This is a genomic window from Nannocystis exedens (genome assembly GCF_002343915.1).
Classification (GTDB): domain Bacteria; phylum Myxococcota_A; class Polyangia; order Nannocystales; family Nannocystaceae; genus Nannocystis; species Nannocystis exedens.
In genome coordinates this window covers 8,107,462-8,132,606 of the sequence record NZ_NETK01000001.1, presented here as the reverse complement: position 1 = coordinate 8,132,606, position 25,145 = coordinate 8,107,462, and the positions used below count along the sequence as shown (strand labels likewise).

Genomic DNA, 25,145 nt, shown 5'->3' with positions numbered 1-25,145 from the left:
CATGAGCGTCCCCGCCTTCACCAGCGTCCTGTTTCTCTGTGTCGCCAACTCGGCCCGCAGTCAGATGGCCGAGGCCCTCGCGCGCGCCCGCTGGGGCGACCGCGTGCGGGTCGCCAGCGCCGGGTCGCAGCCCACGCGCGTGCATCCGTACGCGATCGAGGTGATGCGCGAGCGCGGCCTCGACCTCGGCTCGCATCATTCCAAGCCGGTCCTCGAGATCGATCCGTCCGCGGTCGACCTCGTGATCACCCTGTGCGCCGACGAAGTCTGCCCGCTGTTCCTCGCCGACGTCCCGCGGCTGCACTGGCCGCTCCCCGATCCGGCCGGCGCCGATCCGTCGCTCGCGCGCGACGATCTGCTGGCCCGCTTCCGCCGCACCGCCGACGCCATCGAGGCCCGCCTCGCCGAGCTCGACCGCGAGCGCGCCGGCGTCCGGGAGGACCGCGAATGAACGCCCCCAGCCTCTACCGCCGGCCCTTGCCGCCGCAGTTGGTCGCCTTCGCCTCGCCCGAGGGCCGCGCCCTGTTCGACGCGGCGCGGGCGGCCGGCGGCCTCGAGTCGTTCTTCCCGCTGATCGAGCAGTTCCACACCCAGGCCGATCCGGCCTTCTGCGGCCTCGGCACCCTCGTCGTCGCCCTCAACGCGCTGGGCGTCGATCCCGGGCGCTTGTGGAAGGGCCCGTGGCGGTGGTTCAGCGAGGAGCTGCTCGACTGCTGCAGCCCGCTCGAGCGCGTGCGGGCCCAGGGCATCACCCTCGACGAATTCGCCTGCCTTGCCCGCTGCAACGGCGCCAGCGCCGACGTGTACCGGCCCGACGCCTTCGGCCTCACCGACTTTCGCGCCGCCGTCGCCGCGGCCGCGCGCGCGAGCGTCGACCCGGCGCTGGTCGTCAGCTACGACCGAGGCTCGCTCGGCCAGACCGGCTCGGGTCACTTCTCGCCGATCGGCGGCTACGACCCCGCCAGCGATCACGTCCTCGTGCTCGACGTGGCCCGCTTCAAGTACCCGCCGCACTGGGTCGCCCTGCCGGCCCTCTACGCCGCCACCCAGCCGGCCGACCCGGCCACCGGTCGCCCGCGCGGGTGGGTCGCGCTGCGCCGCCACAGCCGCCCGCCGAGCCTCCTCTTCACCGCCCGCTGCCTCGGCGACGGCGGCTTCGAGGCCCTCGTCGCCGCGCTCGACGACCTCGCCGCCGCGCTCGCCCGCGTCTCGTTCGCCGGCCTCGACGACGCCCTGCGCGCGCTGTTCTCGGTCCTCCCCGGGCTGCCGCTGACGATCGAGCGGCGCCCGCTGGCCCTGTCCGAACAGACAGGCGCCGCCGAGGCCCTGCTCGCGGCCCTCCGCGGCCTCCCGCTGCACGCCCGCGTCGCGGCCCTGGGCCCGCCCTGGCCGTCCGACGCGGTGACCCTGTTGCTGCTCGCGCTGCCCGCCCGGGCGTGGTCGGGGCTCGGCGCCGACGCGCGCGCCGAGCTCTCGCCCCTGCTCGACCCCGACCGGCTGCCGCCGCCCGTGCGGGTCGAGGCCGACCACGTGCGCCGCCAGCTCGCCGACCTGTGCGCCCTGGCCCGCGGCCCCGCGTGCGACCGCTGCGAGCCCGGCTGCGATTGAGTGCATGGCCTTTCGGACATGCCCAAGGCGGCATGCCCGATTGGACATGACCTCAAGGCCATTCCCGAAGGAACACCCGCTGCGAGCGCCCGCGACCGCAGCGCGGACCTCGTCCCTCGCACGCCCCGTCGAACATGCCTTTCGGGACATGTTTAGAAAAATAACACCTGCCCGAGCCGCCGCGAGCAGGGCGCGGACCTCGTCTCCCGCGACCCGCCGGCCCTGCCCGGCAGCCGACCCGCGGGGCCCTTGCACGGCCTTCGCGCGCTCCGGAGACCGAGCGAAGCGTCCATCCCGGCCGATCCTCGACCAGGTCGGCCGCCTGAGCTGCAGCCCCGGGCCGCGCCGGCCGACACCTTAGGGCGGCGCCGAGGAGCCTCGCGCTCCGACGCGGACGCCCGCGCCCTGCCCGTCCGCCGGCGACGCGTGACCGGACGCGCGCTCGCGCGGCCGCGTCGACGCGCGCCCTGCGATATCCTGCCCACGTGACCGCCGGCAACCCGCTCCTGTCCGACCGCGACGTCGCCTTCTTGCTGTACGAGGTGCATGACGCCGCCGCGCTGCTGCGCCTGCCGGCCTTCGCCGACCACGACCGCGACACCTTCGACCTCTTCCTCGCCAACGCGCGGAGCTTCGCCCGCGAGGTGCTGTACCCGGCCTACCGGCCGATGGACGAGGCCGCGCCGACCTTCGAGGGCGGGCGGATCCAGGTCCACCCGCGCATGCGCGCGATCTGGCCGCGGCTGCGCGAGCTCGGCGTGATCACGGCCTCGCGGCCGGTCGAGGTCGGCGGCCAGCAGCTCCCGCGCACCGTCGCCGTGCTGGCCGAGGCCTACCTGATGGCCGCCAACCTCGGCGCCTACTGCTACGCCGGCCTGACCGCCGGCGCCGCCCATTTGATCGAGGCGTTCGGCTCGGATGACCTGAAGGACAGGTACATGCGGCGCATGTACGCCGGCGAGTGGACCGGGACGATGGCGCTGACCGAGCCGCAGGCCGGCAGCAGCCTGGCCGACCTCCGCACCCGCGCGGTCCCCCGCGAGGACGGCACCTACGCGATCCAGGGCGGCAAGATCTTCATCTCCGGCGGCGACCACGACCTCGCCGACAACATCGTCCACCTGACGCTCGCGCGCATCGACGGCGCCCCGGCCGGGATCAAGGGCATCTCGCTGTTCGCGATCCCCCGCCTCTGGCCCGGACCCGACGGCCTGGTCGACAACGACGTCAGCACCGCCGGCATGATCCACAAGATCGGCTGGCGCGGCCTGCCGAGCCTCGTCATCAACTTCGGCGAGCGCGGCGCCTGCCGCGGCGAGCTCGTCGGTGCTCCGGGACATGGCCTTTCGTACATGTTCCAGATGATGAACGAGGCCCGCCTGATGGTCGGCCTCAACGGCGTGGCGACCGCGGCGGTCGCCTACCACGAATCGCTGGCCTACGCCCGCGAGCGCCGCCAGGGCCGCTTGCCCGGCCGCCGCGACCCGCACAGCCCGCCGGTGCCGATCATCGAGCACGCCGACGTGCGGCGCATGCTGCTGCGGCAGAAGGCGATCGTCGAGGGCGGCCTGTCGCTGCTGGTCGAGACGGCGCGGCTGACCGACCTGGCCCACCACGCCGACGACGAGGAGCTGCGCCGCCGCTCGGCCTTGCTGCTCGATCTGCTGACGCCGATCGCCAAGAGCTTCGCCGCCGAGCGCGGCTACGACAGCAACGCGCTGGCGCTGCAGATCCACGGCGGCTACGGCTATTCGAGCGAGTACCTGCCGGAGGCGTGGCTGCGCGACCAGAAGCTGAACAGCATCCACGAGGGCACGACGACGATCCACGGGCTCGACCTGCTCGGGCGCCGCGCGCTGGCTCCTGGAGCCCTGCAGGCGCTGGGCCGGGAGATCTTGCAAACCTGTTCGCAAGCGCAGGCGGCGGGCGTCGACCTCGGCGACGTCGCCGCGCTGCAGGAGGCCGCCGGCGCCGCGGGAGCGCTGATCGCAGAGCTCGCCGGACATCACCTCGCCGACCCGGAGCGCATGCTCCGCCACAGTCATGACGTCCTCGACATCTTCATGACGATCACCGTGGCCTGGCAGTGGTTGCGCCAGGCCACGGCGGCTCGTACGGCCCTGTCCCGGGGGACATTGTCGACAGGCGACGACGCGTTCTACCGCGGCAAGCTCCAGGCCGCGCAGTACTGGCTGCGAACCGAGCTGCCCCGCGTGGCCCCGCTCGTGCGCCTGTGTCGCGACGAGGAGGACTCGTACGCGAACACCCGTCCGGAGTGGTTCTGAGCGCGTCCCCGCGCGACGCAACGCCTGAGGGTCGGCCCGACGCGCCGTTTGCATATGCGCGCCGACTCACGCGCCTGCGCGGGCCGTGACAACCCCGGTCGCCCGCGGCACACTGCCGTCACGATCGGACTCGAGCATGCCCACCGTCCAGGAACTCGAGGCCGAGATCGCAGCGCTGCGGGCGACCACCGCCGCGCTGCAGCAGGCCCACGAGGAGCAGCGACGGCAGCTCAGCCAGACCGCCTCGCTGCTGCGCGCGATCGCCGAGTACGCGCCGATGGTGCTGTACGCCAAGGACCTCGAGGGCCGCTTCACCCTCAGCAATCGCCTGCACGCGACCCTGCTCGGGCGCACCCCTGACCAGGTGGTCGGCAAGCTCGAGTCCGACCTGCTCGACACCGAGGTGGCGGCGGAGATCCAGGCGGTGATGGACAGGGTCCTCCGCACCGGCACGCCGAGCGTCAGCGAGTTCGAGATCCCGATCGACGACCGCGAGCGCGTGTTCCTCGAGCACATCTTCCCGCTCGGCGGCAGCAACGGCATCGGCGGCGTGGCGATCGACGTCACCGAACGCAAGCGCGCCGAGGAGGCGGTGCGCGTGTTCGAGGCGCTGGTCCACCACTCGCCCGACGGCGTGCTCGTGCGCCCCAACACCCCGACCGCGCCGATGTTCTGCAACCCGGCGCTGCGGCGGATCCTCGCCCTCCCGCCCGACGCCGCCGCCGAGGACGCGGCGGCGATGCTCGCGGACATCGTCCCCGGCACCACCGAGTTCATGCGCATCGACGGCGTGCGCGTCGACCTCGAGCTGACCACCTTCGCGATCCCCGGCGCGGCCGGCGGACGCGGCGCCGTGGCCACGCAGATCCGCGACGTCACCCGCCTGCACAACGCGATCCGGGAGCGCGAGCGGCAGGACAAGATCATCCGCCAGCAGCAGGCCGAGCTGATCGCCGAGATGTCGGCCCAGATGCTGCCGATCGCCCACGGCGTCTTGATGCTGCCGCTGATCGGCACGCTCGACGAGTCACGCTCGCTGCACGTGCGCGAGGCGGTGCTCGACGCGATCGTCCGCCACCAGGCCCGCGTCATCATCCTCGACCTCACCGGCCTGCGCGCCGTCGACACCACCCCGGCCGGTCACATCATTCAGCTCGTCGAGGCGGTCAAGATGATCGGGGCCCGCACCGTGCTCACCGGCATCCAGCCGGCCGCCGCCGTCGCCCTCGCCGAGCACGGCATGCAGCTCGACGGCTCGCTCATGGTCCTGGGCACCCTGCAGGACGCCGTCCAGCTCACCCTCGCCATGGCCCGCAAGCGCCGCCGCTGAGCCGCCGCGGCCGGCGATTCACCGGACCTGTCCCTCGGGTCATATGCTCGGTCCCCGTCACTTGGCGCACCAGAACTCGTACTCGACCAGCTGATGGTCGAACGCCAGCGCCTCGACCACCCGCAGCGTGCCCGCCGTCGGCTTCACCACCTCGGCCGCCAGGAACTCGGCGATCACCGCGAAGATGGCGTTGAACGAGCCGCGCGGGACCTCGCGCGTGAACGTGTACTCGATGCGCACGATGTCGGCGACCTCGTAGCCGGCCTCGGCGAGGAAGCCCGGGACCTGCTGCAGGACGTAGCGCGTCTGCGCGACCGCGTCGCCGGGGAACTGAATCACGCCCCTGGCGTCGTGGGCGCCGATGCCCGACGCGATGTACAGGTCGGAGACGTTCTTGAGGCTCATGCCCCAGCTGAACAGTCGGCTGAAGTCGGGGCCCTTGGCGTACGGATACACTGTCTTTTGCAGCGCCATGACGGTCTCGCCCCCCGCGGTCCGGGAGGACCGCACTCTTCATAGCAAGAACGTACCCCGGGACAAAGTCCACATCGGCGCCGGGGGACAATCATCATCGATGCCGACATCGACGCACGTCGGCACCAATGACAGCTGTCCGCAAATCACAACGACAGCTGTCCGCGAGTCACGGCGCGCCGCTCTTCACCCAATTGACGAGGACGCACTTCTGCGCGTCGGTCAGCGTGCTGCCGAGCGGCATCGCCGAGCCGCCGCCGCCGGGCACGTTATTTTGCTGACCGAGGATCTTGAAGAGTAGATAGCTCTGGTCGACGTCGCCGGCGGTGACCAGGTCCATGTCGGCGTTCGCGGCCGCGACGCCGACGGTGTTGCTCTTGAGGGTCGCGGCGCTGTTCAGCGTCAGGCCGCCCGCGCCGTTGCCGTGGCAGCCGCACTTCGGCTGCACCACCTCGGTGAACGCCTGCGCGGCGTCGACGTTCGCCTCCGCGCAAGCGGGCAGCATCAGCTTCACCGCGCCGCACGTGCCCGCCTCGCAGTTGCCGGACTGGCAGTCGGCGCCGACCATGCACGCCTGTCCTTCCGAACAGGGCATGCACGTCGGGCCGCCGCAGTCGACCGCGGTCTCGCCCCCGTTCGCCACCTCGTCGGAGCAGGTCGCCGCCTGGCAGGTGTTCGAGCAGGCGTCGAGGTCCTCGTCGTTGCCGTCGTCGCAGGCCTCCACGCCGGCGTGGACGACGCCGTCGCCGCAGCTCGCGAGCAGGCAGCTGTTGAGGCAGGCGTCGCCGTCGACCTGGTTGCCGTCGTCGCACTCCTCGATGCTCTCGAAGACCACGCCGTCGCCGCAGGCCGCGACCTTGCAGGCGCTGGTACACTCGTCGTTGTCCTGGTTGTTGCCGTCGTCGCAGAACTCGCCGTCCTGCACCACCCCGTCGCCGCAGAACTCGACCAGACAGTTGCCGGCGCAGCCGTCCCCGTCCTCGTTGTTGCCGTCGTCGCAGTTCTCGCCGGGCCCGGTCAAGCCGTCGCCGCACGCCGCCGGCTGACACACCACGCACTCGTCGTTGTTGTCGCGGTTGCCGTCGTCGCACCCCTCGACCCCGACCTGCACCAGCCCGTCGCCGCACACGGCCACGGCGCACGCGCTGGTACACGCGTCGCTGTCGTCGAGGTTGCCGTCGTCGCAGGCCTCGCCGCCCTCGACGATCCCGTCGCCGCAGATCGGCGCCCCGGTGGTCGTCGGCTCGACGGTCGTCGGCTCGACGGTCGTCGGCTCGATCGTCGTCTCGGTCGTCGGCCCCGGCGTGGTCGGGTCGGTCGTCGTCGATTCGTCGCTGGTGTCGGTCCCCGCGGTGCCGTCGGTCGTGTCCATGCCGTCGGTGGTCATGGCGGGACGGGTGGGCCCGCAACCGACGGCGAGCAGCGACAGCGAGACGGACAGCGCAAGGGAAGCACGAATCATGGCAAGCAGCTCCGGAGGCGGGCCGAGGATGCCCGCCCGCGAGCGCCGCGCCAAGCCGGAAGATCGATGCCGTCGCCGGCCCCCATCGGCCGACCTGCCGGCGCTCCGCGGCGCGCGGGCGCGACGGTTCCCCTGCCATCAATCACCACTCCGGGCCACGACAATGAGCAACGACGACTATGCACAATCCCGATCTTTGCCAGCGATCGCCGCCGCACCCGCGACGCGACCTTCGCCGCCATCGACACCGCTCGCGCTCGCCTCGGCCGGCGCCCGCCTGTCGCGCGCATGCGCCCGCCATCGCTCCCCGCTCTTTGAAAAAACGAGCCGCTGGATCGGGTTTCAGCCGCGCACGGGCCGCCGGCGCTGCGCGTCACGAGCCCGTCGCCCGCGCTCCGCCGATCGATCGCCCTCCGTCGCCCCGATCGGGGTCGATCGTCCGCGCGTGACCTCCGGGCCGTGCAGGGGGGCCTCCGCTTGCAAGCGCTTGCCGCCTGGGCGTACCGTGCTGCTTGATGCGCGTCCTCGCCCTCACCCTCATCACGCTCGGCGTCCCCTGCCTGTCCGCCTGCAGCGACGACGGCCGCGGCGGAGACACCGATCCGACCGCCGCGCCGACCCTGGGCGGGCTCAGCAACTTGACGTTGCCGGGCGACAGCTCGAGCACCGGCGGCACCGACACCGTCCCGACCGGCAGCGGCAGCACCGACGCGAGCACCAGCGAGCCCGCCACCAGCAACGCCGACAGCGGCCCGGCGCCGAAGTTCGACATCGGCCTGACGCCGGACGGCGGCCTGCCCGAGCCCGACACCGGCTGCAAGAAGGTCGACCTGCTGTTCGTCATCGACAATAGCGGCAGCATGGCCGACGAGCAGATCAACCTCGTCAACAGCTTCCCCGACTTCGTGTCGGAGATGCAGACCCAGCTGTCGAACACCGAGAGCTACCACGTCGGCGTGATCAGCAGCGACAGCAACATCTACAACGGCGCCGGCTGTCAGATGTACGGCGGCCTCGTCAACAGCACCGGCGGCGCCAACTCGAGCAACGCCACCTGCACCCCCTACGCCGGCGGCAAGAACTGGATGAGCGAGGCCGACGACCTCGGCACCAAGTTCGCCTGCGCCGGCCAGGTCGGCACCGGCGGCGACGGCAACGAGCAGCCGATGTACGCCATGCTGCAGGCGGTCCAGCCGCAGCACAACGCCCCCGGCGCCTGCAACGACGGCTTCATCCGTGACGACGCCCTGCTGGTCGTCGTCCTCATCACCGACGAGGAGGACGACCACGAGGTCGCCGCCTGCCAGCAATTGCCGCAGTCCGGCTCGCCCGGCGAGCCCGGCGACTGGTACAACGGCCTCGTCGCCGCCAAGGGCGACGTCGAGACCAACATCGTCGTCCTGTCGCTGATCGGTCCCGTCGATCCGATGTGCCCCGCCCTCGACAAGTGTAACGGCGGCATCACCGGCGCCGAGCTGTCGCCGCGGATCGTCCAGTTCACCGAGATGTTCACCAACGGCTTCATCGGCCAGATCTGCGCGCCCTCGTACAAGCAATTCTTCTCTCAGGCGATCGGCCTCATCGACGAGGCCTGCGAGAACTTCATGCCCCCGGGCTGACCCGGCGACGAGCACCGCTCGCCGCCGGGCCCCGCGCGCTCAGCCCATCGCGGTGCCGGCGAGGCCGTAGCCCATCTCGCACAGGTCGCTGGCCAGGATCGCCACCGCGCAGCTGGTCGTCAGCGCGTTGGCGGCCTTGATCTTGCTGTTGTCGACGCCGTCGAGCAGGCGGTAGAGCCCGCGCAGGCTCCAATTCGCCATGCGGTAGCTGAACTGCGCCCAGAACTCGTCGTCGCCGAGCTCGCCCTGGGCGAACACGACGATCGCCGTCGCCAGCTCGCCGCAGCCGATCACGACCTCGATCACCCCGTCGACGATCGCAATCACCCCCTCGCCCTCGGGCCAGGAGATCGCCCAGGCGGTCGACCCGACCATCCACAGCCCGCCGCACAGCGCCAGCACCCCGTGCGTGATGCCGAACCACCGCGTCTCCTCGTCGTCGAACGCCGCCGCGGCCCCGATGTCGAACGCCGCCGCGACCGCCGACGTCGCCCCGCCGATCGCGCTGAACGTCCACACGCCGACGAAGTTGCCCTTCCACTCGCTCGCGCTGCGGGCGATGAACATCGCGGAGTTGACGAGGCTGATGCCGAATTGCGTCCAGCGGACCGCCTCCTCCGCCTGCGACTTGGCCGACTTCTGCAGCGACCCGGTCGACTTGTTGCCGCCGCTCGCCAGCACCGCCGGCACCGCCCCGAGCAGCGCGATCAGGCGCAGCATGTCGAGCTTGCGCCCGCGCAGGATCGCCACCTCGATCACGGCGGTCAGGTACGGGATCGTCAGCCGCGTCGTCAGCGTGCGCTTGGCCTGCTCGGCCAGGTCTTCCGTGCGGTCGGCGATCCAGCCCGTCAGCTCCGTCGTCACCGAGCGGCCGGCCGCCCACGTCTTCTTCGGCAGGTCGAGCAGCGCGTCCATCGACGTGTCGAGCACGTCGCTCGCGTCCAGCAGCGCCTTCGGCAGCGCCGCCGTCGTCGCCTCGTTCTCGGCCTCGGTCGCGCTCTTGTCGAGCTGCGTCGGCCCCTGCTTGCCCTTCGGGTCGTCCTCGAGCTTCGGCGGCGAGCCGGTGAACGCCTCCTCGATCACGTCGACCAGCCACTTGAGCTCGTCGAAGTCGGGCAGCTCGAATTCGCCGACGCCGAACGCCCGGCCGAGCGACTTGCCGGACAGCCCGGACCGCACCGGTTTGGCCACCAGCTGATCGAGCAGCGCCGGGATGTCGCGGATCTGCGCCGCGTAGTCGTCGAGCTTGGCGAACTGCTGCTTCGCCAGGTCGTACAGCTCGTCGGACTTGGCGAGGAACTTCTCCCAGTTGAACAGCATCGCCAGGAATTCGATGAAGTCGCGGATCGCCGCGCCGATCCGCTTGAGGAACGCCTCGATCGCGCCGGCGACCTCGAGCGCCCCCACCACGATCGTGCGGAACATCTTCTTCGACCCGTCGACCACCATCTCGCCGACCACCGTCACCGCGCCCCACGTCGCCCTCGAGGTGTCGACCGCGAGGTCGCGCGCGTCCTCGATGCAGCTGCGGACCACCTGCTCGCCGGTCCGCACCGCCGCGCCGGCGGCCTTGTTGGCCAGCTTCTTCGCGTCCTCGGCGGTCGAGATCGTCAGCTTCGCCACGTCGCCGCCGAGATCGACGACCGCGCTGCCGAACGCCTCGCCGGCCTCCTCGAGCGGGCCCCAGACGTCGCTCCACGACAGACCCTTCTTGATCGGCACGGGCGGGGACGTCGGCAGCGCGCGGGCCGTGTCGCGCATGAATCGAGCCACCGCCTCGGCGTCGTCGTTCGGCATGCTGCTCTTCAGCACCGGCGTCTTGCCGGGCGGCGGCTGCTTCAGCGCCGCCGCGCGCAGGCTCACCAGCTGCCGCTGCGCCCCGTCGGCCGGGCGCACCACGGTCCAGCAGTCGGCGTCCATCCCGGCCGCGCGCAGCCGCAGCGACGGGCAGTCGAGCGACTTGGCGGCGAGCACCCGCACACGCGCGCGGCCGCCGTCGCTGACCACGACCTTCACCGCCGTGCCCGGCTTCCACTCCTCGATCCGCAGCTTGCCGCCGTCGCTGCGGACCACCGTCACCGGCGCGTCGACGCGGACCTCGACCTCGCCCGCGAGCTTGCTGCCGTCGGCCCGGCGCGGCTCGATCGCCACCTCGTACACCGCGCAGCGGACCAGCGACCCCTTGACCGTCCCGTACTCCCCCGCCGTCGACGACACCTCGACGCCGACGTGGCCGAAGCCGCCGACGCTGACGCCGGTCCTCTCCTTCGGGAACAGCGACACCGGCAATTCATCGAGCAGCAGCTTGCCGGCCGCGCGCACGTGGACCCGGCGCGCGTCGTTCAGCGCCCGCAGCGGCAGGCCGGCGCCGTCGCCCCACGTCAACCTGCCCATCGGCCGCGCGTGCTGGCGGCGCGGCCCGGCGTCGATCGCCCAGCCCTCGGCGAGCGTGTCGAGGTGATAGCAGAGCGCGAGCTGCGGCTCGTCGCCGCGAGCGCGGCGCAGCCACAGCGCCCGCACGTCCTCGAGCGAGCGCCCGCCCTGCCACACGCGCAGCTCGGCGAGCTCGCCCAGGAACTCCTTGCCGATCGCCCCGCCCGTGCGCGCCCCGTCGCGCGCGACCGCCGGCGCCGCCACCTGCTGCTCGTGGACGGTACGGCCGTCGACGAACACTCTGCACATTCCGCCGCCGTCGACCGAGACGCACAGGTGCTGCCATTCGTCGCCGCGCACCACCCCGGGCAGCTTGATCGCCGGCGCGCCGGTCTTGGCCACGAAATCGACGACCAGCGCCCCGTCGCCCGGCCGCAACCGTACGTTGAAGAAGTCCGGGCTGCCGAGCGCGAGCAGCAACATGTCCTTCGCGGTCTTGCGCGGGCGGATCCACGCCTCCACGGCGATCCCGCCGGTGAAGTCGGTCGTCATCGGCGGCAGCTCGAGCAGGTCGTCGTGCTCGTCCCACACCAGCGCGCCCGGGCTCGGGCTGCGCAGGACGTCGAGCTCGGCGACCTCGACCGCCTGGACCGCGCCCACCCCTTGCCCGTGCCGCCCGTGCGGCCCCGCGTCGCGCACGCTCGTCCCGTCGAGCTGGCCGGCGTAGTGCGCCAGCAGCCCCTGCGGCTCGGCCGACGGCGCGCGCTCGTCGGCGGTCCGCGCCCGCGCCAGCAGCCGCACGTCGGCGAACGAGAAGCCCGGCCCGCCCGGATCGGCGAGGCGAATCGACGGCGTCGCCGTCAGCTTCGGCAGCGTCCCGGCCGCCGCCCGGACCCCGTCGACGAACACCGCCGCCGCCCCGTCGGCCGCGAACTCGACGGCGACGTGCGTCCACCGACCCATCGTCATCGCCCCGGGCGCCAGCAGCTTCAGCACCCCCACGCGCAGCTCGAGCGAGCCGTTCGGCAGCATGAGGAGCAGCGGCCCGCCGTCCCCCGAGACCCAGAGATACCCGGCCTTGCCCGTCGGCCTCGCCCACATCTGAATGGTAAACCCCCCGCCCGTCTCCCCGGCCGAGAGGCCGGGAATGTCGATATACCCCTTCGCCGCAACATCGATCGCTCTCATCGTCGACTCCTCGTTCGAACCGCCGCCATGTCTAGCCGTTCCGCCGCCGCCGCGTCGGACCTTTCGCCGGCCCTCCATGATTCCTCCACAATGCGCAATCGTGCCACCACCCCCGCGCACGAGCGCGCCGGCGATTCTCCGGGCCATGACACGAGCGCCCGCCTCGCGCACCGCCTCCATCGAACCTCCACAGCTCGAGCGAACCCCTCTCGCGCCCGGTCCGCGAGCTCTGCAGCGATCCTCCACGATCTCCAGGGAAACCCTCGCGCGCCCGATCGCGCCGACCACGACATCGAGGGTTCTCCGTCTCGCGCCCGCTCGCGCTCCATGGATCCTCCACGACTTCGACCGAGTCCTCGTCTCGCTCCCCGCCCCGCTCGCCCGCTCGCGCTCTCCCCGACATCGAACGGGCGGCCGGCTCGGGGTGCGGCCTTCGCTCGCGCTCGATCGATTCTCCACGCTCGCAGGCGAGACCCGCCTCGCGCACGGCCCCACGCTCCTTCGCCCGACCCGCGCTCCCTTTCTTCAGTATCGAACGCTTGTTCGCCTCACGCACCGTCTCCGCGCTCCATACATTCTCCACGATCTCGCGGGCCCCCTCCTCGCGCGTTGGCCTGCGCTCGGGCTCCGCCTGTCCACGGTGCGCAATCGTGGCTCGCCCCACCCGGGGATGTCCCCGCCGCACGCGTCGATCGGCTGTTCGTCGCTCGCGTCCCGGGGGCAATCCACTCACATGCTCGAAAGCACATGTCCATCGGAACATGGCCCTCATGAACCGCGTTCGCTGGCCCCGACCCCGGTTTCGCACGGGCTCGCGCGACAGGCGGACCGTCGCGCCCGCGACAGCCCGGTCGCCGCGTCTCACGCTCGTCCTCGGCGCCACCACCAAGGTGACCCCCTCGCTGCGGCCACGGGCGCCGCGATCCCGCTCCGCAATCGGCGACCGCGCGCGGGCCGCCGCGCGGCTCGTGACTTCGCGCCTGTCACCTTTCTCGCGCCGGCCCGTACCCTGCCGACAGACATGCAGCTCCCCTGGCCGCTGCGCGACGAGCTCCACGCGCGTCGCCTCGCCCGCGCCCGCGACGGCGACGGCGAGGCGTTCCGCGCGCTGTACCGCGACCTCTACCCCGATGTCGTCCGCTTCGTCGCCCGCCGCGTGCCGGCCCGGGCCGACGCCGAGGACCTGACCGCGCGGGTGTTCGTCGCCTTCGTCGAGCGGCTCGGCGACTACGACCGCGAGCGCGGCAGCGTGCGCGGCTGGCTGCTCACCTTCGCCCGCAACGCCGTCATCGACCACCTGCGCCGGTCACGGCCCGCGGCCGCCCCCGAGCTGCTCGACCTGCTGCCGAGCGACGCCGTCGGCCCCGAGGGCGGCCTCCTCCGGCGCGAACAGCTCGACCAGCTCGCCGCCCTGGTGCGCGAGCTCCCGGCCGACACGCGCGAGCTCCTCGCCCTGCGCTTCGCCGACGGCCTGCGCCACCGCGAGATCGCCGAACTCCTCGGCCTGCAGGAGGCCGCCGTCAAGCAGCGCGTGTCGCGGGTCCTCCGCGACCTCCGCGCCCGCCTCCGCCCCGCCGCGAGCAAGAAAGGAGCCGAAAGTGCCCTGGCCTGATCGCCTCCCCGCCGCGCTCCGGCGCCTCTACCGCGCCGGCGTTCCCGAAGGACATGCTCTTGAGGACATGTCTGTTCCGCCACCGTCCTTGGAACAGGACCTCATGGCCAGGTTCGCCCGCCGCCACCCCGCGCCCGCGCGGCCCGGCTTCGCCGGGTTCGTCCGCGGCCACCGCTGGGCGCTGACGACCGGCCTGGCCGCGGTCGCGGTCGCCGCGGCCTGCCGCATGCCCTACGACTACGATCGTGGCTTCGGCGCGACCGTCTGGTGCGAGACCCGCGGCGACGACCTGCTGGCCGGCCATCGTCTGCGCGGCCTGGCCGACCGCCTGCAGCAGCGCGCCGGCGCCGATCAGGTGACGATGCGGGTCCACGCCGAGCACACCGGGCCGGCGACCGTCCGCATCGACCTGTGGGGCGAGGACGCCGCCCTCGTCGGCGACGAGCTGCTGGCCGAGGTCGAGGGCGTGCCGGAGCTGCAGCCCGAGAGCTGCCGGATCGAGCCGCTGGTCGAGACGGTCCACGGCACGCTCGGCGGCCGGCTCGGCCTCGAGTGGTTCGACCTCGAGCTGCTCGACAAGGACGACGCCGAGGCCGCGCGCGCCGAGATCCTCGAGCGCCTCGAGGCTCGCGGTTTCCGCGGCGACGCCGAGGTCGAGATCTCCGACGACGGCGCCGGCCGCCGCGAGATCAAGATCCGCATCCAGGCCGAGGGCGAGCACACCGGGCCGTGATCGTCGCGGGCGAAACAACATGTTTCAAAGGACATGTATGACGGCGACTCGTCCGGCTCGCGCGCCGGGGCCTTCGGTTCGTCCCCGGGCGCGACGCGCCCCGGCGCTCGCGTCCCGGGCGCCCGGCGGCGCGCCGATCGGATGTGCTAAGGTCGCGCGCGCCCGGCTCCTCGCCGGCTGCCGCGTCCGTCCGTGACCACCGTCGTCATCGCCGAGAAGCCCTCCGTCGCCCGCGACATCGCCGCCGCGCTCGGCGTCACGGGGCGGCGCGCGAACTACTTCGAGGGCGGCGGGTACGTCGTCACCTGGGCCATCGGCCACCTCGTCGCGCTGGCCCAGCCGCACGAGATCGACCCCGCGTGGAAGCGCTGGAGCCTGCACACCCTGCCGATGCTGCCGGCCCGGTTTCCGCTGGTCGTCATCCCCGACACCCGGGCGCAGTTCGAGGTCGTGCGCCGGCTCCTGAGCGATCGCGCGGTCACGCGGGTCGTGTGCGCGACCGATGCCGGCCGCGAGGGCGAGCTGATCTTTCGCTACATCTACGAGGCCGCCGGCTGCACGAAGCCGGTCAGCCGGCTGTGGATCTCGTCCCTGACCCGCGAGGCGATCCTCGACGGCTTCTCGCGCCTGCGCAGCGGCGCCGACTTCGACGACCTCGCCGACGCCGCCCGCGGCCGCAGCCGCGCCGACTGGCTGGTCGGCATGAACCTGTCCCGCGCCTACAGCCTCGTGCTCGATCGGGACATCTCGGTCGGCCGCGTGCAGACGCCGACCCTGGCGATCCTCGTCCAGCGCGAGCTGGCGATCCGCGACTTCGTGCCGGAGGACTACCGCGAGGTCGTGGCCCGCTTCCAGCCGATCACCGACGCGACGCCGCGGCCGGGCGCCTACGAGGGCACGTGGTTCCGACCGCCCGCCCCGGGCGAGACCGACGACGAGCCGGCCAAGCGCAGGCGACTCCCCGCCGACGGGGTCGAAGCAGCCGCGATCGTCGCCCGGGCGCTCGCCGGTCGGGCCGCGATCGCGTCGATCAAGGCCGAGACCCGCAAGCTCCCGCCCCCGCTGCTGTACGACCTCACCGAGCTGCAGCGCCACGCCAATCGCCTGTACGGCATGAGCGCGCAGAAGACCCTCGACGTCGCCCAGGCGCTGTACGAGCGGCACAAGCTGATCAGCTACCCGCGCACCGACAGCCGCCACCTCTCGACGGCCGTCGCCGCGACCCTCGAAGGCGTCGCCGCGGCCGTGAGCGGCCGCTATCCCGGCCTGCTCGCCCCCGGCACCGGCAAGCGCCCCCTCGGCCGCCGCTTCGTCGACGACCCCCGGGTGACCGATCACCACGCCATCCTGCCCACCGCCAAGTCGGCGAATGAGGCCACGCTGACCGCCCTCGAGCAGAAGATCTACGACCTGATCTGCCGCCGATTGCTCGCGGCGTGGCACGACGACTACATCTATTCGGCGACGACCGTGGTCACCACGATCACCTCCGCGGACGAGCCCGCGATCGTCGATCATTACGAGAGCCGCGGCACCGCGGTCCAGCAGCCCGGCTGGAAGGTGCTCGAGGTCGGCCACGGCAAGCCGGCCGCCAAACCCCGCGGCAAGGCCGACAAGGCCGCGAGCGAGTCGGACGCCGGCGATCAGGCGCTGCCCGCCGGCCTCGCCCGCGGCCAGCCGCAGCAGGTGCTCGACGCGAAGGCCGTCGACAAGCAGACGCGCCCCCCGCCGCGTCACACCGAGGCCACCCTGCTCACCGCGATGGAGACGGCCGGCCGCACGCTCGAGGAGAAGGAGCTGTCGGACGCGATGCGCGACCTCGGCCTCGGCACCCCGGCCACCCGCGCCCAGATCATCGAGACGCTGCTGCGCCGCGAATACGCGGTCCGCGAGGGCAAGTCGCTCGCGGCCACCGACAAGGGCATTCATCTGATCTCGGTCGTCCACCCCGACGTCAAGAGCCCGGCGATGACCGGCGAGTGGGAGGCCAAGCTCAAGCGAATGTCGCGCGGCGACGGCGAGCTTTCGACCTTCATGGCGGCGATCGAATCGTTCGTCACCACCGTCGTCGCCCGCGTCACCGGCGGCCCGCTCCCGAGCCCCCCGGACGGCGCGAACGAGCCCCGCCCCCGCCCTGCGCGCCCGAGCGAGGCTCCTTCGGCGCCTGCGTCTCACCGCCGACCGGCGAGCGATCCCATGGCTGCCTCCACCACGACCGCGCCTCGCCGGAGAATCAGCGGTGATCTCTTCGCGACCGCGCCCGCGAGCCCGCCTCGCCGCATTGCTGCGAGCGACGCGGCCGAGGCTCCTTCGGCGCCTGCGTCTCGCCCCCCCGCGGCGAGCGATCCCATGGCTGCCTCCACCACGACCGCGCCGCGCCGGAGAATCACTCGTGATCTCCTCACGACCGCGCCCGCGGGCCCGCCTCGCCGCATTGCTGCGAGCGACGAGCCCGAGGCGTCCTCCGTGACCGCGTCGCGCCCCGGGACCTCGCTCGACGGCCTTGATTCTCGCTCCCTCTCGCCCGCCCCTCGCATCGCCGCGAGCGAGGCCGACGGCGCATCGTTCGCGACGCTCCCTCCCCGCCGCGTTCCAGGCGACCTCTTCGCTTCCACTGCCTCGACCTCGTCTCGACGCCCCCCTGCGAGCGAGCCGATCCAGGCGTCGCCCCCTCCTCGCCGCGAAACCCCGGGCGACCTCTTCGCTTCCGTCCCCGCGACCACCCCGCCTCGCGCGCGAGCGAGCGCGCCCTCCGAGCCGTCTTCCGCGACGACCCCTCGCCGCGGGACCACGGGCGACCTCTTCGCGTCTCGGCCTCTCGGCGAGAGCGAGCGAGACGAGCCTCCTCTGCGCCGCGGAACCACGATCGACCGCGTCGAAACCTCCCCCGCGCTCGCACCTCGCCGCATCGCTGCGAGTGAGCCCCATGAAGCCTCACCTGCGGCCTCGCCTCGACGCGGAACGGCGAGCGACCTCTCCGAAGTCTCTTCGGCGCCCGCGCCTCGCCGCAGCTCCGCGCGCGACCTCTTCGAGACCGCACCCGCGACCTCGCCTCACCGCCCACCCGCGAGCGACCGCATCGAGAGGGCCCCCGCGCCTCCGCGCATCGCTGCGAGCGAGCCGCTCGACGCGGCTTCCCGCGCCCGGGGCGACGACCTGCTCGGCCTGTTGCGCTCGCGGTTCGGCTTCTCCGGCTTTCGCCCCTACCAGGAGGCCGTCTGTCGCGCCGCCACGCTCGGCCGCGATCTCCTGCTCGTCATGCCGACGGGGGCCGGCAAGTCGCTCTGCTATCAGTTACCCGGCATCGCCCGCGGCGGCACCACTCTGGTGATAAGCCCGCTCATCGCCCTGATGGAAGATCAAGCGACCCGGCTCGCGGCCCAGGGCTTTCGCGCCGAGCGGATCCACTCCGGCCGCAGCCGCGCCGAATCACGCCAGGCGTGCCTCGATTACCTCGCCGGCGCGCTCGACTTCCTGTTCATCGCACCCGAGCGCCTGCGGGTGCCTGGCTTCCCGGAGATGCTCGCCCGGCGCACCCCGGCGTTGATCGCCGTCGACGAGGCCCACTGCATCTCGCAATGGGGCCACGACTTTCGCCCGGACTATCGCATGCTCGGCCAGCGGCTGCCCGCGTTGCGCCCGGCGCCGATCATCGCCCTGACCGCGACCGCCACGCCCACCGTCCAGGACGACATCGTCGCCCAGCTCGGCCTGCGCGACGCCAAACGCTTCATCCACGGCTTTCGCCGCACCAACATCGCCATCGAGGTCATCGCCCGCAACCCGGGCGAGCGCGCCGCGGCGATCTGTGAGCTCTTGTCCGAGCGCGCGCGCCGGCCCGCGATCGTCTACGCCGCCACCCGCAAGAGCGCCGAGGAGCTGGCCGACGCGCTCGGTCCGCGGCTCGCCGCCGCCTACCACGCCGGCATGAGCAACGACGACCGCGATCGCGTCCAGGCGGCCTTCCTGGCCGGCCAGCGCGAAGTCATCGTCGCCACCACCGCGTTCGGCATGGGCATCGACAAGGCCGACGTGCGCACGATCGTCCACGCGGCGCTGCCCGGCAGCCTCGAGGGCTATTATCAGGAGATCGGGCGCGCCGGCCGCGACGGCGCGCCCGCGCGGGCGGTGCTGTTCCACGCCTACGTCGATCGCAAGACCCATGAATTCTTCCACGAGCGCGACTACCCCGATCCGCTCGAGCTCGAGAAGATTTTCAAGAAGCTGCCGAACACGCCGACGAACCGCGCGGCCCTCACCAAGAGACGCAGCCGCGCCGGCCGCGAGGCGTTCGAGCGCGCCCTCGAGAAGCTGGTCATCCACGGCGGCGCGCTCGAGAGCGGCGAGGACGCGATCAGCAAGGGCGCGCCGACCTGGAAGGCCGGCTACGCCGCCCAGCGCGAGCACAAGCAGGTCCAGCTCGAGGGCATGGCCCGCTTCGCCGAGGGCCACGGCTGCCGGATGGTGCGGCTCGTCCGCCACTTCGGCGACCAGGAGGACCGCGGCGAGCCTTGCGGGATCTGCGACGGCTGTGCTCCCGATCGGTGCATCGCCCAGGAGTTCCGCGCCCCCAGCCCGAGCGAACAGGTCCACGCGTCGCGCCTCCTCGCCGCGCTGGCCCAAAAAGACGGCCAGGCCACCGGCCGGCTCCACCGCGACACCTTTCCCGACGGCGACGTCGATCGCCGCTCGTTCGAGCACTTGCTCGGCGGCCTGGTCGCCGCGGGCCTCGTGACCCTCGAGGAGGCCTCGTTCACCAAGCGCGGCAAGGTCATCCCGTTCGAGCGCGCGACGCTGACGCCCGCCGGCAAATCGCACGACATGACGGCCGCCGGGCTGATGCTGCCGAAGCAGTCGCCGACGAAGAAAGCCGGGTCGGCGACCCGGCGCCGGCGCCCCGGCCGTCCGACCGGAGCCGGGCGCAAGGCGGCGAAACGCAAGACCGCCAAGCGCACGAGCACCGGCCGGCGCGAGCGAGCGCCGGCCGGTGACGACGACTGAAGCGAGATCGAGGCGCCGCGACTGCCTCCATTTCTCGCTCCGCGGAAGCGAGGCCGAGGCGCCGCCGCGGCTATCGACATTCGGTGATCAGTGGACCTCTTGCTTCTCGATCTTGACCTCGATCCGACGGCCGTCGGCGCCGTCCTGGATCTGCACGTCCACGTGGCCGTCGACGCCGTCGGCCTGGAGTTGGTCGAGGATCTCCTGCTTCGCCTCCTCGGGCGAGAGCTCCTTGCTCACCTCGATCGCCGGCAGGTCGCCGACCTGGCCCGCCGCGGGGGCGGTCGTGATCGTCGCGTCCGCAAGGGCCGGGAAGGTCGTCTTGAGGTCGGCGGTCAGCGCCTCGGCCGGGGGCAGCGACTTCGCGTACAGCTCGATCTCGAGCGACGACCCGCCCTGATCGTCCTTCTTCATCCGCACCATCGCCGCCCCGGTGTCCACGGCCTTGGCCTCGAGGTGCTTGGCGATCGCATGGACCTGGGTGTGGTCGAGGTCGGCGCCGGCGATCTTGACCGCCACGCCGGGCATATCGGCGAGCTCGGCCGCGCGGGCCTGGATGTCGGGTTCGGTTTGGCAGCCGGTGAGGGTGCCGAGGAGCAGGGCGAGCGAGGCGATGGTGGTGCGCAGCATGTTGTCTCCGTCGCCTCGCTTTACGGGCGCCGACGAAAAAGGTGACAGCCGCCGTGCTCGCCACCTGGGCGCGCGGACTCGCGCCACCCATCATTCCACCGGCAATGGTGACACCCGGGGCTTGACCGCGCGCCGTCGCTCACTGGTCGCGTGGGCGCCGCGATCCATCCTTCACAAAACGCCATGGACCACTCGCTGCTCGCGCGACGCCTCGGCCCGCTGCTTTTCGCCGGTGCGACCGCCCTCGCGACCGTGTCGGTGCGGGCCGCACCCGAGCCGGTGCTCAGCGCGGCGGCCGACGGCGCGCTGCGGCTGCGCGGGCGGATCGTCGACCGCGACGGGCGGCCGCTCGTCGGCGTCACCGTCGAGGCGGTCGACTTCGCGGCGACCAGGCGACCGCCCCGGGTCGTCAGCGGGCCCGACGGACGCTTCCTCCTGCCCGGCCTGCCGCGGCGCTCGCTGCTGCTGCGGCTCACCCACGGCTCGCACTACCGCGAATCGATCCCGATCGACCTGCAGCGGCCGGCGCGGCTCGCCACCCTCGACGTCGGCGAGCTCGAGATGACCGCGCGCCGGCCGTGGCGCGTGCGGCTGATGTTCGTCGGCGACACCATGTTCGGGCGCCGCTTCGTCGACGGCGACGAGGACGGCGTCGAGGGCGAGCCCGGCGACCTGATCCGCCCCGGCTCGCGCGCCGCCGACGCCGAGCGGGTGCTGCGATTCGTCCGCGACGTCCTCGCCTCCGCCGACTACACCGTGGCCAACCTCGAATGCGTGGTCACCGATCGGCCCGACACGCCGCACCCGTACAAGCCCTACGTCCTGCACTCGCACCCCGACGCGGTGCAGGGTCTGGTGAACGTCGGCGTCGACGCGGTCAGCTCGGGCAACAACCACGTGTTCGACTTCCTCGCGCCCGGCGTCGCCGACACGCTCGGCTTCCTCGCCGCCGCCGGGCTCGACCGCACCGGCGCGGGCATGAGCGAGCGCGAGGCCCGGCGCACCGCGATCGTCCGCCGGCTCCACGACGTCGACGTCGCGCTGCTGGGGCTGTCGCAGATGCGGTTCGACGGCCTCGACCTCGCCGACTATCACCTCGTCGCCGAGGACCCGGCCAAGAGCGGGGCGCTGTACGCCTCGCCCGAGAACCTCGGCGAGTTCCTCGCCGACGCCGGTGAGGCGTTCGCGGTGCCGATGCTGCACGGCGGCGCCGAGTACGGCCGCTACCCGACCGCCGACATGCGGGCGCTGTTCGTCGACGCGATCGCCGGCGGCGCCGGCCTGGTGGTCGCCCATCACCCGCACGTGCTGCAGGGCGTCGGCGTGGCCGAGGGGCCCGACGCGCGGCGGTTCGTGCTGATGTCGCTCGGCAACTTCCTGTTCGACCAGACCACCCACGACACCGTCGAGTCGGTGATCGCGGTCGTCGACGTCGACGCGCGCGGCGGCGGCCACGAGGTCGAGCGGGTCGAGCTGATCCCCGTGCGGCTCGACGGCTACGTGCCGCGGCTGCTGGCCGGCGAGGCGCTGGCCCGCGTCGGCCGGCTCGTCGCCCACCTCTCGACCAACCTGCCCGGCGGCGTTCGCCGCGGCGAACGCGACGGCCTGCGCGGCGCCGTCGTGTTCCCCTCCCGTCACCGCGTGCTCGCGTTCGCCGACCCGCGCCGCTACGCCTTCGCCGACACGCGCGAGCCGGTGCGCCTCGCCGTGCTCGGCCGCGACAGCGGCGCGGTGACGTTCGCCCGCCGCGGCCCGGCCGACAGCCTCGCCCGCGTCGACACCGACGTCCCCGCCGACATCGTGCTCGGCCGCGACCTCCTCGACCACGGCGACTTCGAGGACCTCGACGTCGACGGCGAGGTCGGCGACGCCTTCGGCTGGGAGCAGCGCGCGGCGGCCTTCGTCCAGGGCCGCACCGTCCGCCACGGCGTGCGCGCCGCGGCCCTGCGGCGCGCGGCCGACGACGACGAGACCACCTCGCTCGTCACTCGCCGCCGCGTCCCGATCGACGGCGACAAGCCGATCACGATCCGCGGCTACCTGCGCGGCGAGGCGGCCGGCGAGGTGGTCGTGCGGGTGCGCTTCTTCGTCGACGCCGCGCTGCTCGGCGAGCAGGTCGTGTTCACCCAGAAAGCCGGCAGCTACGACTGGGCCCGCTTCGCGGCCACCGTCACCCCGCCGGCCGGCGCGCGCGGGATGCACCTGTCCTTTCGGCAAGATCGGCCGCCGCGCGGCGCCGGCGTCGCCTTCCTCGACGACGTCAGCGCGATCCAGTGGGAGCGCACGGTCGCGTCGGGCGAGGCGATCCCGACCCCCAACAAGTGGGACTTCGTCCGCTTCCGCGACGTCGCGCCGAACATCACCCGCATGGACGCGGTGTTCACCCACCGCCGCTACGTGGCCCGCTGAGGCTCACACGCGCACGGTCGGCGCCGGGGCGTGCCAGGTCGGCGCCTCGCTGGCGCGGAACACCTCGCGCAGCTCGCCCGCGGTCTGGAACCGGCGCGCCGGATCCTTCTCGAGCGCGCGGAGGATCAGCGCCTCCCACTCGACCGGGATGTCGGGGCGGAGCAGCCGCGGCGCCGGCACCGGATCCTGGCAGTGGGCCAGGCCGAGCGCGATCGGCGACGGCGCGGCGAACGGCGGCCGGCCGGTCAGCGCGTGGTAGAGCATCGCCCCGAGCGCGTAGATGTCGGTGCGGGCGTCGACGTGGCCGCCGCGGACCTGCTCGGGCGCCATGTACTCGGGGGTCCCGACGACCATGTTGGTCGCCGTCATGCCGGCCTCGGTCAGCGGGCGGGCGATCCCGAAGTCGATGATCTTGACCGTGCGATCGCCGGCGAGCAGCACGTTGGCCGGCTTGAGGTCGCGGTGGATGACGCCGGCGGCGTGCGCGGCGGCGAGGCCGTCGCACAGCTGCTCGGCGATCGGCCGCAGCTGCGCCGCGGGGATCGCCCCGAGCCGCTTGAGCCGAGCCGCGAGGCTCTCGCCGGCCACGTACTCCATCGACAGGAACAAGAGGCCGTTCTCCTCGCCGATGTCGTGCAAGCGCACGACGTTGGGGTGGGAGATCCGCCTGGCCGTGCTGGCCTCGCGGCGCAGGCGATCGGCGGCGCCGGGGTCGAGCAGGCCGAGGCCGGCGACCACCTTGAGCGCGACCTCCTCGCCGAGCTGCTCGTCGCGCGCGAGGTAGACGGCACCCATGCCGCCGGCGCCGAGCAGGCGGGCGACGACGAAGCGGTTGGCGACGCGCTGGCCGGGCCGGACCTGGCCGGCGATCAGGCTCTCGGCCTCGCCGGTCGCGGCCGAGATCGCCGCCCGCTGGGCCGGCGCCGGCCCGAGAGCGGCGATGCTCTGGGTCGCGACCGCGAGCCGCTGCAGCTTGGCGTTGAGCTCGAAGTCGACGTTGCAGACGATGGTCTCGAGCGACTGCACGCGCTGCTCGAGGGCCTTTCGCTCCGCGAGCAGCGCCTTGCGCTCTTCCATCAGGGCCTTGAGCTGGCCGGCTTCACCGGCCCCGGCCTCGAGCTCCTTCATCCGCTGCTCGTGCTTGAAGCGGAGGTACTTCGGGCCGAGCAACACGCCGAGCACGGTGACGAAGAAGAAGAGCGGGACGAGGATCTCGACCATGCGCGCTTCCTTCTTACATCGCGGCTCCGGCGGGCGGACGCGTGAGCGGGCGGCGATCTCGTCGCCTGCTCTTCCGGCTCAGATCTTCTCGCCGCGGGCGCGGATCTCCGCGAGCACGGACTCGATGCCCCGCTTGTCGATCACGCGCAGGCCGTGAGCGCTGACCCGGAGGGTGACCCAGCGGTCCTCGCTCGGCACGAAGAAGCGCTTGCGGTGCAGGTTGGGGATGTTCCGCTTGTGCGTGCGGATGTGCGAATGCGACACGTTCATGCCGCCCTGAGGGCGCTTCCCGGTGACCTGACAGACTTGCGACATAGCGAGCGGCCTTGCTTTGGAGGGCCGGGAAGGTAGCCGCGGGTTCCCGGGGGTGTCAAGCGAGAGCCCGCCGTCGCGGCCGCCCCCGAGGTGCGGCGCTCCCGCGATCTTCGTGGGCCCGGCCCGGCCGCCGCCGCCCATCGGACGCCCGAATGCCCTGGAAGCCCGGATGCCGCCCCTGCGCGCCGGGCCCGCCCTGTGCGCTAGCGCTCGTGTTCGCGACCGGTGCTACCTTCCCGGCCGCCAAGGAGAGCGACCGATGAGCGATTCCAAGTACGCGCCCGCCGAGTACAAGGCGAAGGATTATTCGCACCTCAGGGGGCTCGTCGGGATCACCGACGAGCAGATCGAGGTCCACCTCAAGCTCTACGGCGGTTACGTCAACCGCACCAACGCCCTGTTCGCCAAGACCGCGGGCCTGAGCAACGAGGGCAAGACCGGCGACTCCAGCTTCCAGGAGCTCAAGCGCCGGCTCGGCTGGGAGTGGAACGGCATGCGCCTCCACGAGTACTACTTCGACGGCCTGACCCCGAAGGCCGGCGAGCTGCGCGCGGACAACCCGTTCGCCAAGGCGGTCACCGCGCAGTTCGGCAGCATCGAGGCGTGGAGGGCCGATCTCGCCGGCGTCGCCAAGATGCCGGGCGTCGGCTGGGCCCTGACCTACCTCGACCCGAACAACGGGCAGATCTGGAACCACTGGGTCGAGGACCACCAGGACGGCCACCCGGCCAGCGGCCGCCTGCTGCTCGCGCTCGACGTGTGGGAGCACGCCTTCGCCGTCTACCGCAAGCCGCTGCCGCCCGAGCGCGCCGCCTACATCGAGGACTTCTTCGCCAACGTCGACTGGGACGTGGTCGCGAAGCGCCTCGCCTGATCGGTGAAGGC

Annotated in this window: 16 protein-coding genes; 10 read left to right on the top strand and 6 right to left on the bottom strand. The window is 72.6% G+C overall.

Going from position 1 to position 25,145, the window contains the following annotated elements; translation table 11 throughout:
• The first annotated feature begins 1 nt into the window (after position 1).
• The 4 genes from NAEX_RS32000 to NAEX_RS31985 all read left to right on the top strand — a co-directional run bounded on the left by NAEX_RS32000 (position 2) and on the right by NAEX_RS31985 (position 5,223).
• Positions 2–451: an arsenate reductase ArsC gene (locus NAEX_RS32000; RefSeq protein ID WP_096331281.1), complete on the top strand. Its 450-nt coding sequence runs from the start codon at positions 2–4 to the stop codon at positions 449–451.
• Positions 448–1,608: a phytochelatin synthase family protein gene (locus tag NAEX_RS31995; RefSeq protein WP_096331280.1), complete on the top strand. Its 1,161-nt coding sequence runs from the start codon at positions 448–450 to the stop codon at positions 1,606–1,608. Before NAEX_RS32000 ends, NAEX_RS31995 begins: the two co-directional genes overlap by 4 nt.
• A 485-nt stretch (positions 1,609–2,093) precedes the next feature.
• Positions 2,094–3,893, top strand: coding sequence for an acyl-CoA dehydrogenase (locus NAEX_RS31990; protein ID WP_096331279.1), 1,800 nt, complete (start codon positions 2,094–2,096; stop codon positions 3,891–3,893).
• A gap of 136 nt (positions 3,894–4,029) precedes the next feature.
• A complete protein-coding gene (locus tag NAEX_RS31985; RefSeq protein WP_096331278.1) occupies positions 4,030–5,223 on the top strand; it encodes a PAS domain S-box protein in 1,194 nt (397 codons plus the stop codon).
• 57 nt (positions 5,224–5,280) lie between these two features.
• Here NAEX_RS31985 and NAEX_RS31980 read toward each other — a convergent pair whose 3' ends face one another.
• Both NAEX_RS31980 and NAEX_RS31975 read right to left on the bottom strand, forming a co-directional pair.
• Complete coding sequence (locus NAEX_RS31980; protein ID WP_096331277.1) at positions 5,281–5,697, bottom strand: Rid family hydrolase; 417 nt, start codon at positions 5,695–5,697, stop codon at positions 5,281–5,283.
• A 169-nt stretch (positions 5,698–5,866) separates the two neighbouring features.
• The gene (locus NAEX_RS31975; protein WP_143140504.1) at positions 5,867–7,159 is read right to left on the bottom strand and encodes a DUF4215 domain-containing protein; all 1,293 of its coding nucleotides are present in this window, start codon (positions 7,157–7,159) and stop codon (positions 5,867–5,869) included.
• Positions 7,160–7,674: 515 nt separating this feature from the next.
• Here NAEX_RS31975 and NAEX_RS31970 point away from each other — a divergent pair.
• The gene (locus NAEX_RS31970) at positions 7,675–8,778 is read left to right on the top strand and encodes a vWA domain-containing protein (protein WP_096331275.1); all 1,104 of its coding nucleotides are present in this window, start codon (positions 7,675–7,677) and stop codon (positions 8,776–8,778) included.
• 39 nt (positions 8,779–8,817) lie between these two features.
• On the opposite strand, the gene NAEX_RS31965 is transcribed toward NAEX_RS31970, so the two are convergent.
• Complete coding sequence (locus tag NAEX_RS31965) at positions 8,818–12,339, bottom strand: LamG domain-containing protein (protein WP_170136156.1); 3,522 nt, start codon at positions 12,337–12,339, stop codon at positions 8,818–8,820.
• A 1,021-nt stretch (positions 12,340–13,360) separates the two neighbouring features.
• On the opposite strand from NAEX_RS31965, the gene NAEX_RS50990 reads away from it, so the two are divergent.
• The 3 genes from NAEX_RS50990 to NAEX_RS53210 all read left to right on the top strand — a co-directional run bounded on the left by NAEX_RS50990 (position 13,361) and on the right by NAEX_RS53210 (position 19,685).
• Positions 13,361–13,951: an RNA polymerase sigma factor gene (locus tag NAEX_RS50990; protein ID WP_170136155.1), complete on the top strand. Its 591-nt coding sequence runs from the start codon at positions 13,361–13,363 to the stop codon at positions 13,949–13,951.
• A 103-nt stretch (positions 13,952–14,054) separates the two neighbouring features.
• A complete protein-coding gene (locus NAEX_RS31955) occupies positions 14,055–14,684 on the top strand; it encodes a hypothetical protein (protein ID WP_143825667.1) in 630 nt (209 codons plus the stop codon).
• 192 nt (positions 14,685–14,876) lie between these two features.
• Positions 14,877–19,685: a DNA topoisomerase 3 gene (locus tag NAEX_RS53210; RefSeq protein WP_245913838.1), complete on the top strand. Its 4,809-nt coding sequence runs from the start codon at positions 14,877–14,879 to the stop codon at positions 19,683–19,685.
• Positions 19,686–19,772: 87 nt separating this feature from the next.
• Here the strand turns inward: NAEX_RS53210 and NAEX_RS31945 are convergent, their stop codons facing one another.
• Positions 19,773–20,315, bottom strand: coding sequence for a hypothetical protein (locus tag NAEX_RS31945; protein ID WP_096331272.1), 543 nt, complete (start codon positions 20,313–20,315; stop codon positions 19,773–19,775).
• 183 nt (positions 20,316–20,498) lie between these two features.
• Here NAEX_RS31945 and NAEX_RS31940 point away from each other — a divergent pair, with 183 nt between their 5' ends.
• Positions 20,499–22,724 (top strand): CapA family protein, encoded by a 2,226-nt coding sequence (locus NAEX_RS31940; protein WP_096331271.1) that lies wholly within the window; start codon positions 20,499–20,501, stop codon positions 22,722–22,724.
• A gap of 3 nt (positions 22,725–22,727) precedes the next feature.
• On the opposite strand, the gene NAEX_RS31935 is transcribed toward NAEX_RS31940, so the two are convergent.
• Together NAEX_RS31935 and rpmB are read right to left on the bottom strand one after the other, a co-directional pair.
• Positions 22,728–23,945: a serine/threonine-protein kinase gene (locus NAEX_RS31935; RefSeq protein WP_096331270.1), complete on the bottom strand. Its 1,218-nt coding sequence runs from the start codon at positions 23,943–23,945 to the stop codon at positions 22,728–22,730.
• Between the two features lie 78 nt (positions 23,946–24,023).
• Positions 24,024–24,260: a 50S ribosomal protein L28 gene (gene rpmB, locus NAEX_RS31930; RefSeq protein WP_096331269.1), complete on the bottom strand. Its 237-nt coding sequence runs from the start codon at positions 24,258–24,260 to the stop codon at positions 24,024–24,026.
• Positions 24,261–24,519: 259 nt separating this feature from the next.
• On the opposite strand from rpmB, the gene NAEX_RS31925 reads away from it, so the two are divergent.
• Positions 24,520–25,134: a superoxide dismutase gene (locus tag NAEX_RS31925; protein ID WP_096331268.1), complete on the top strand. Its 615-nt coding sequence runs from the start codon at positions 24,520–24,522 to the stop codon at positions 25,132–25,134.
• The last annotated feature ends 11 nt before the right edge of the window (positions 25,135–25,145 follow it).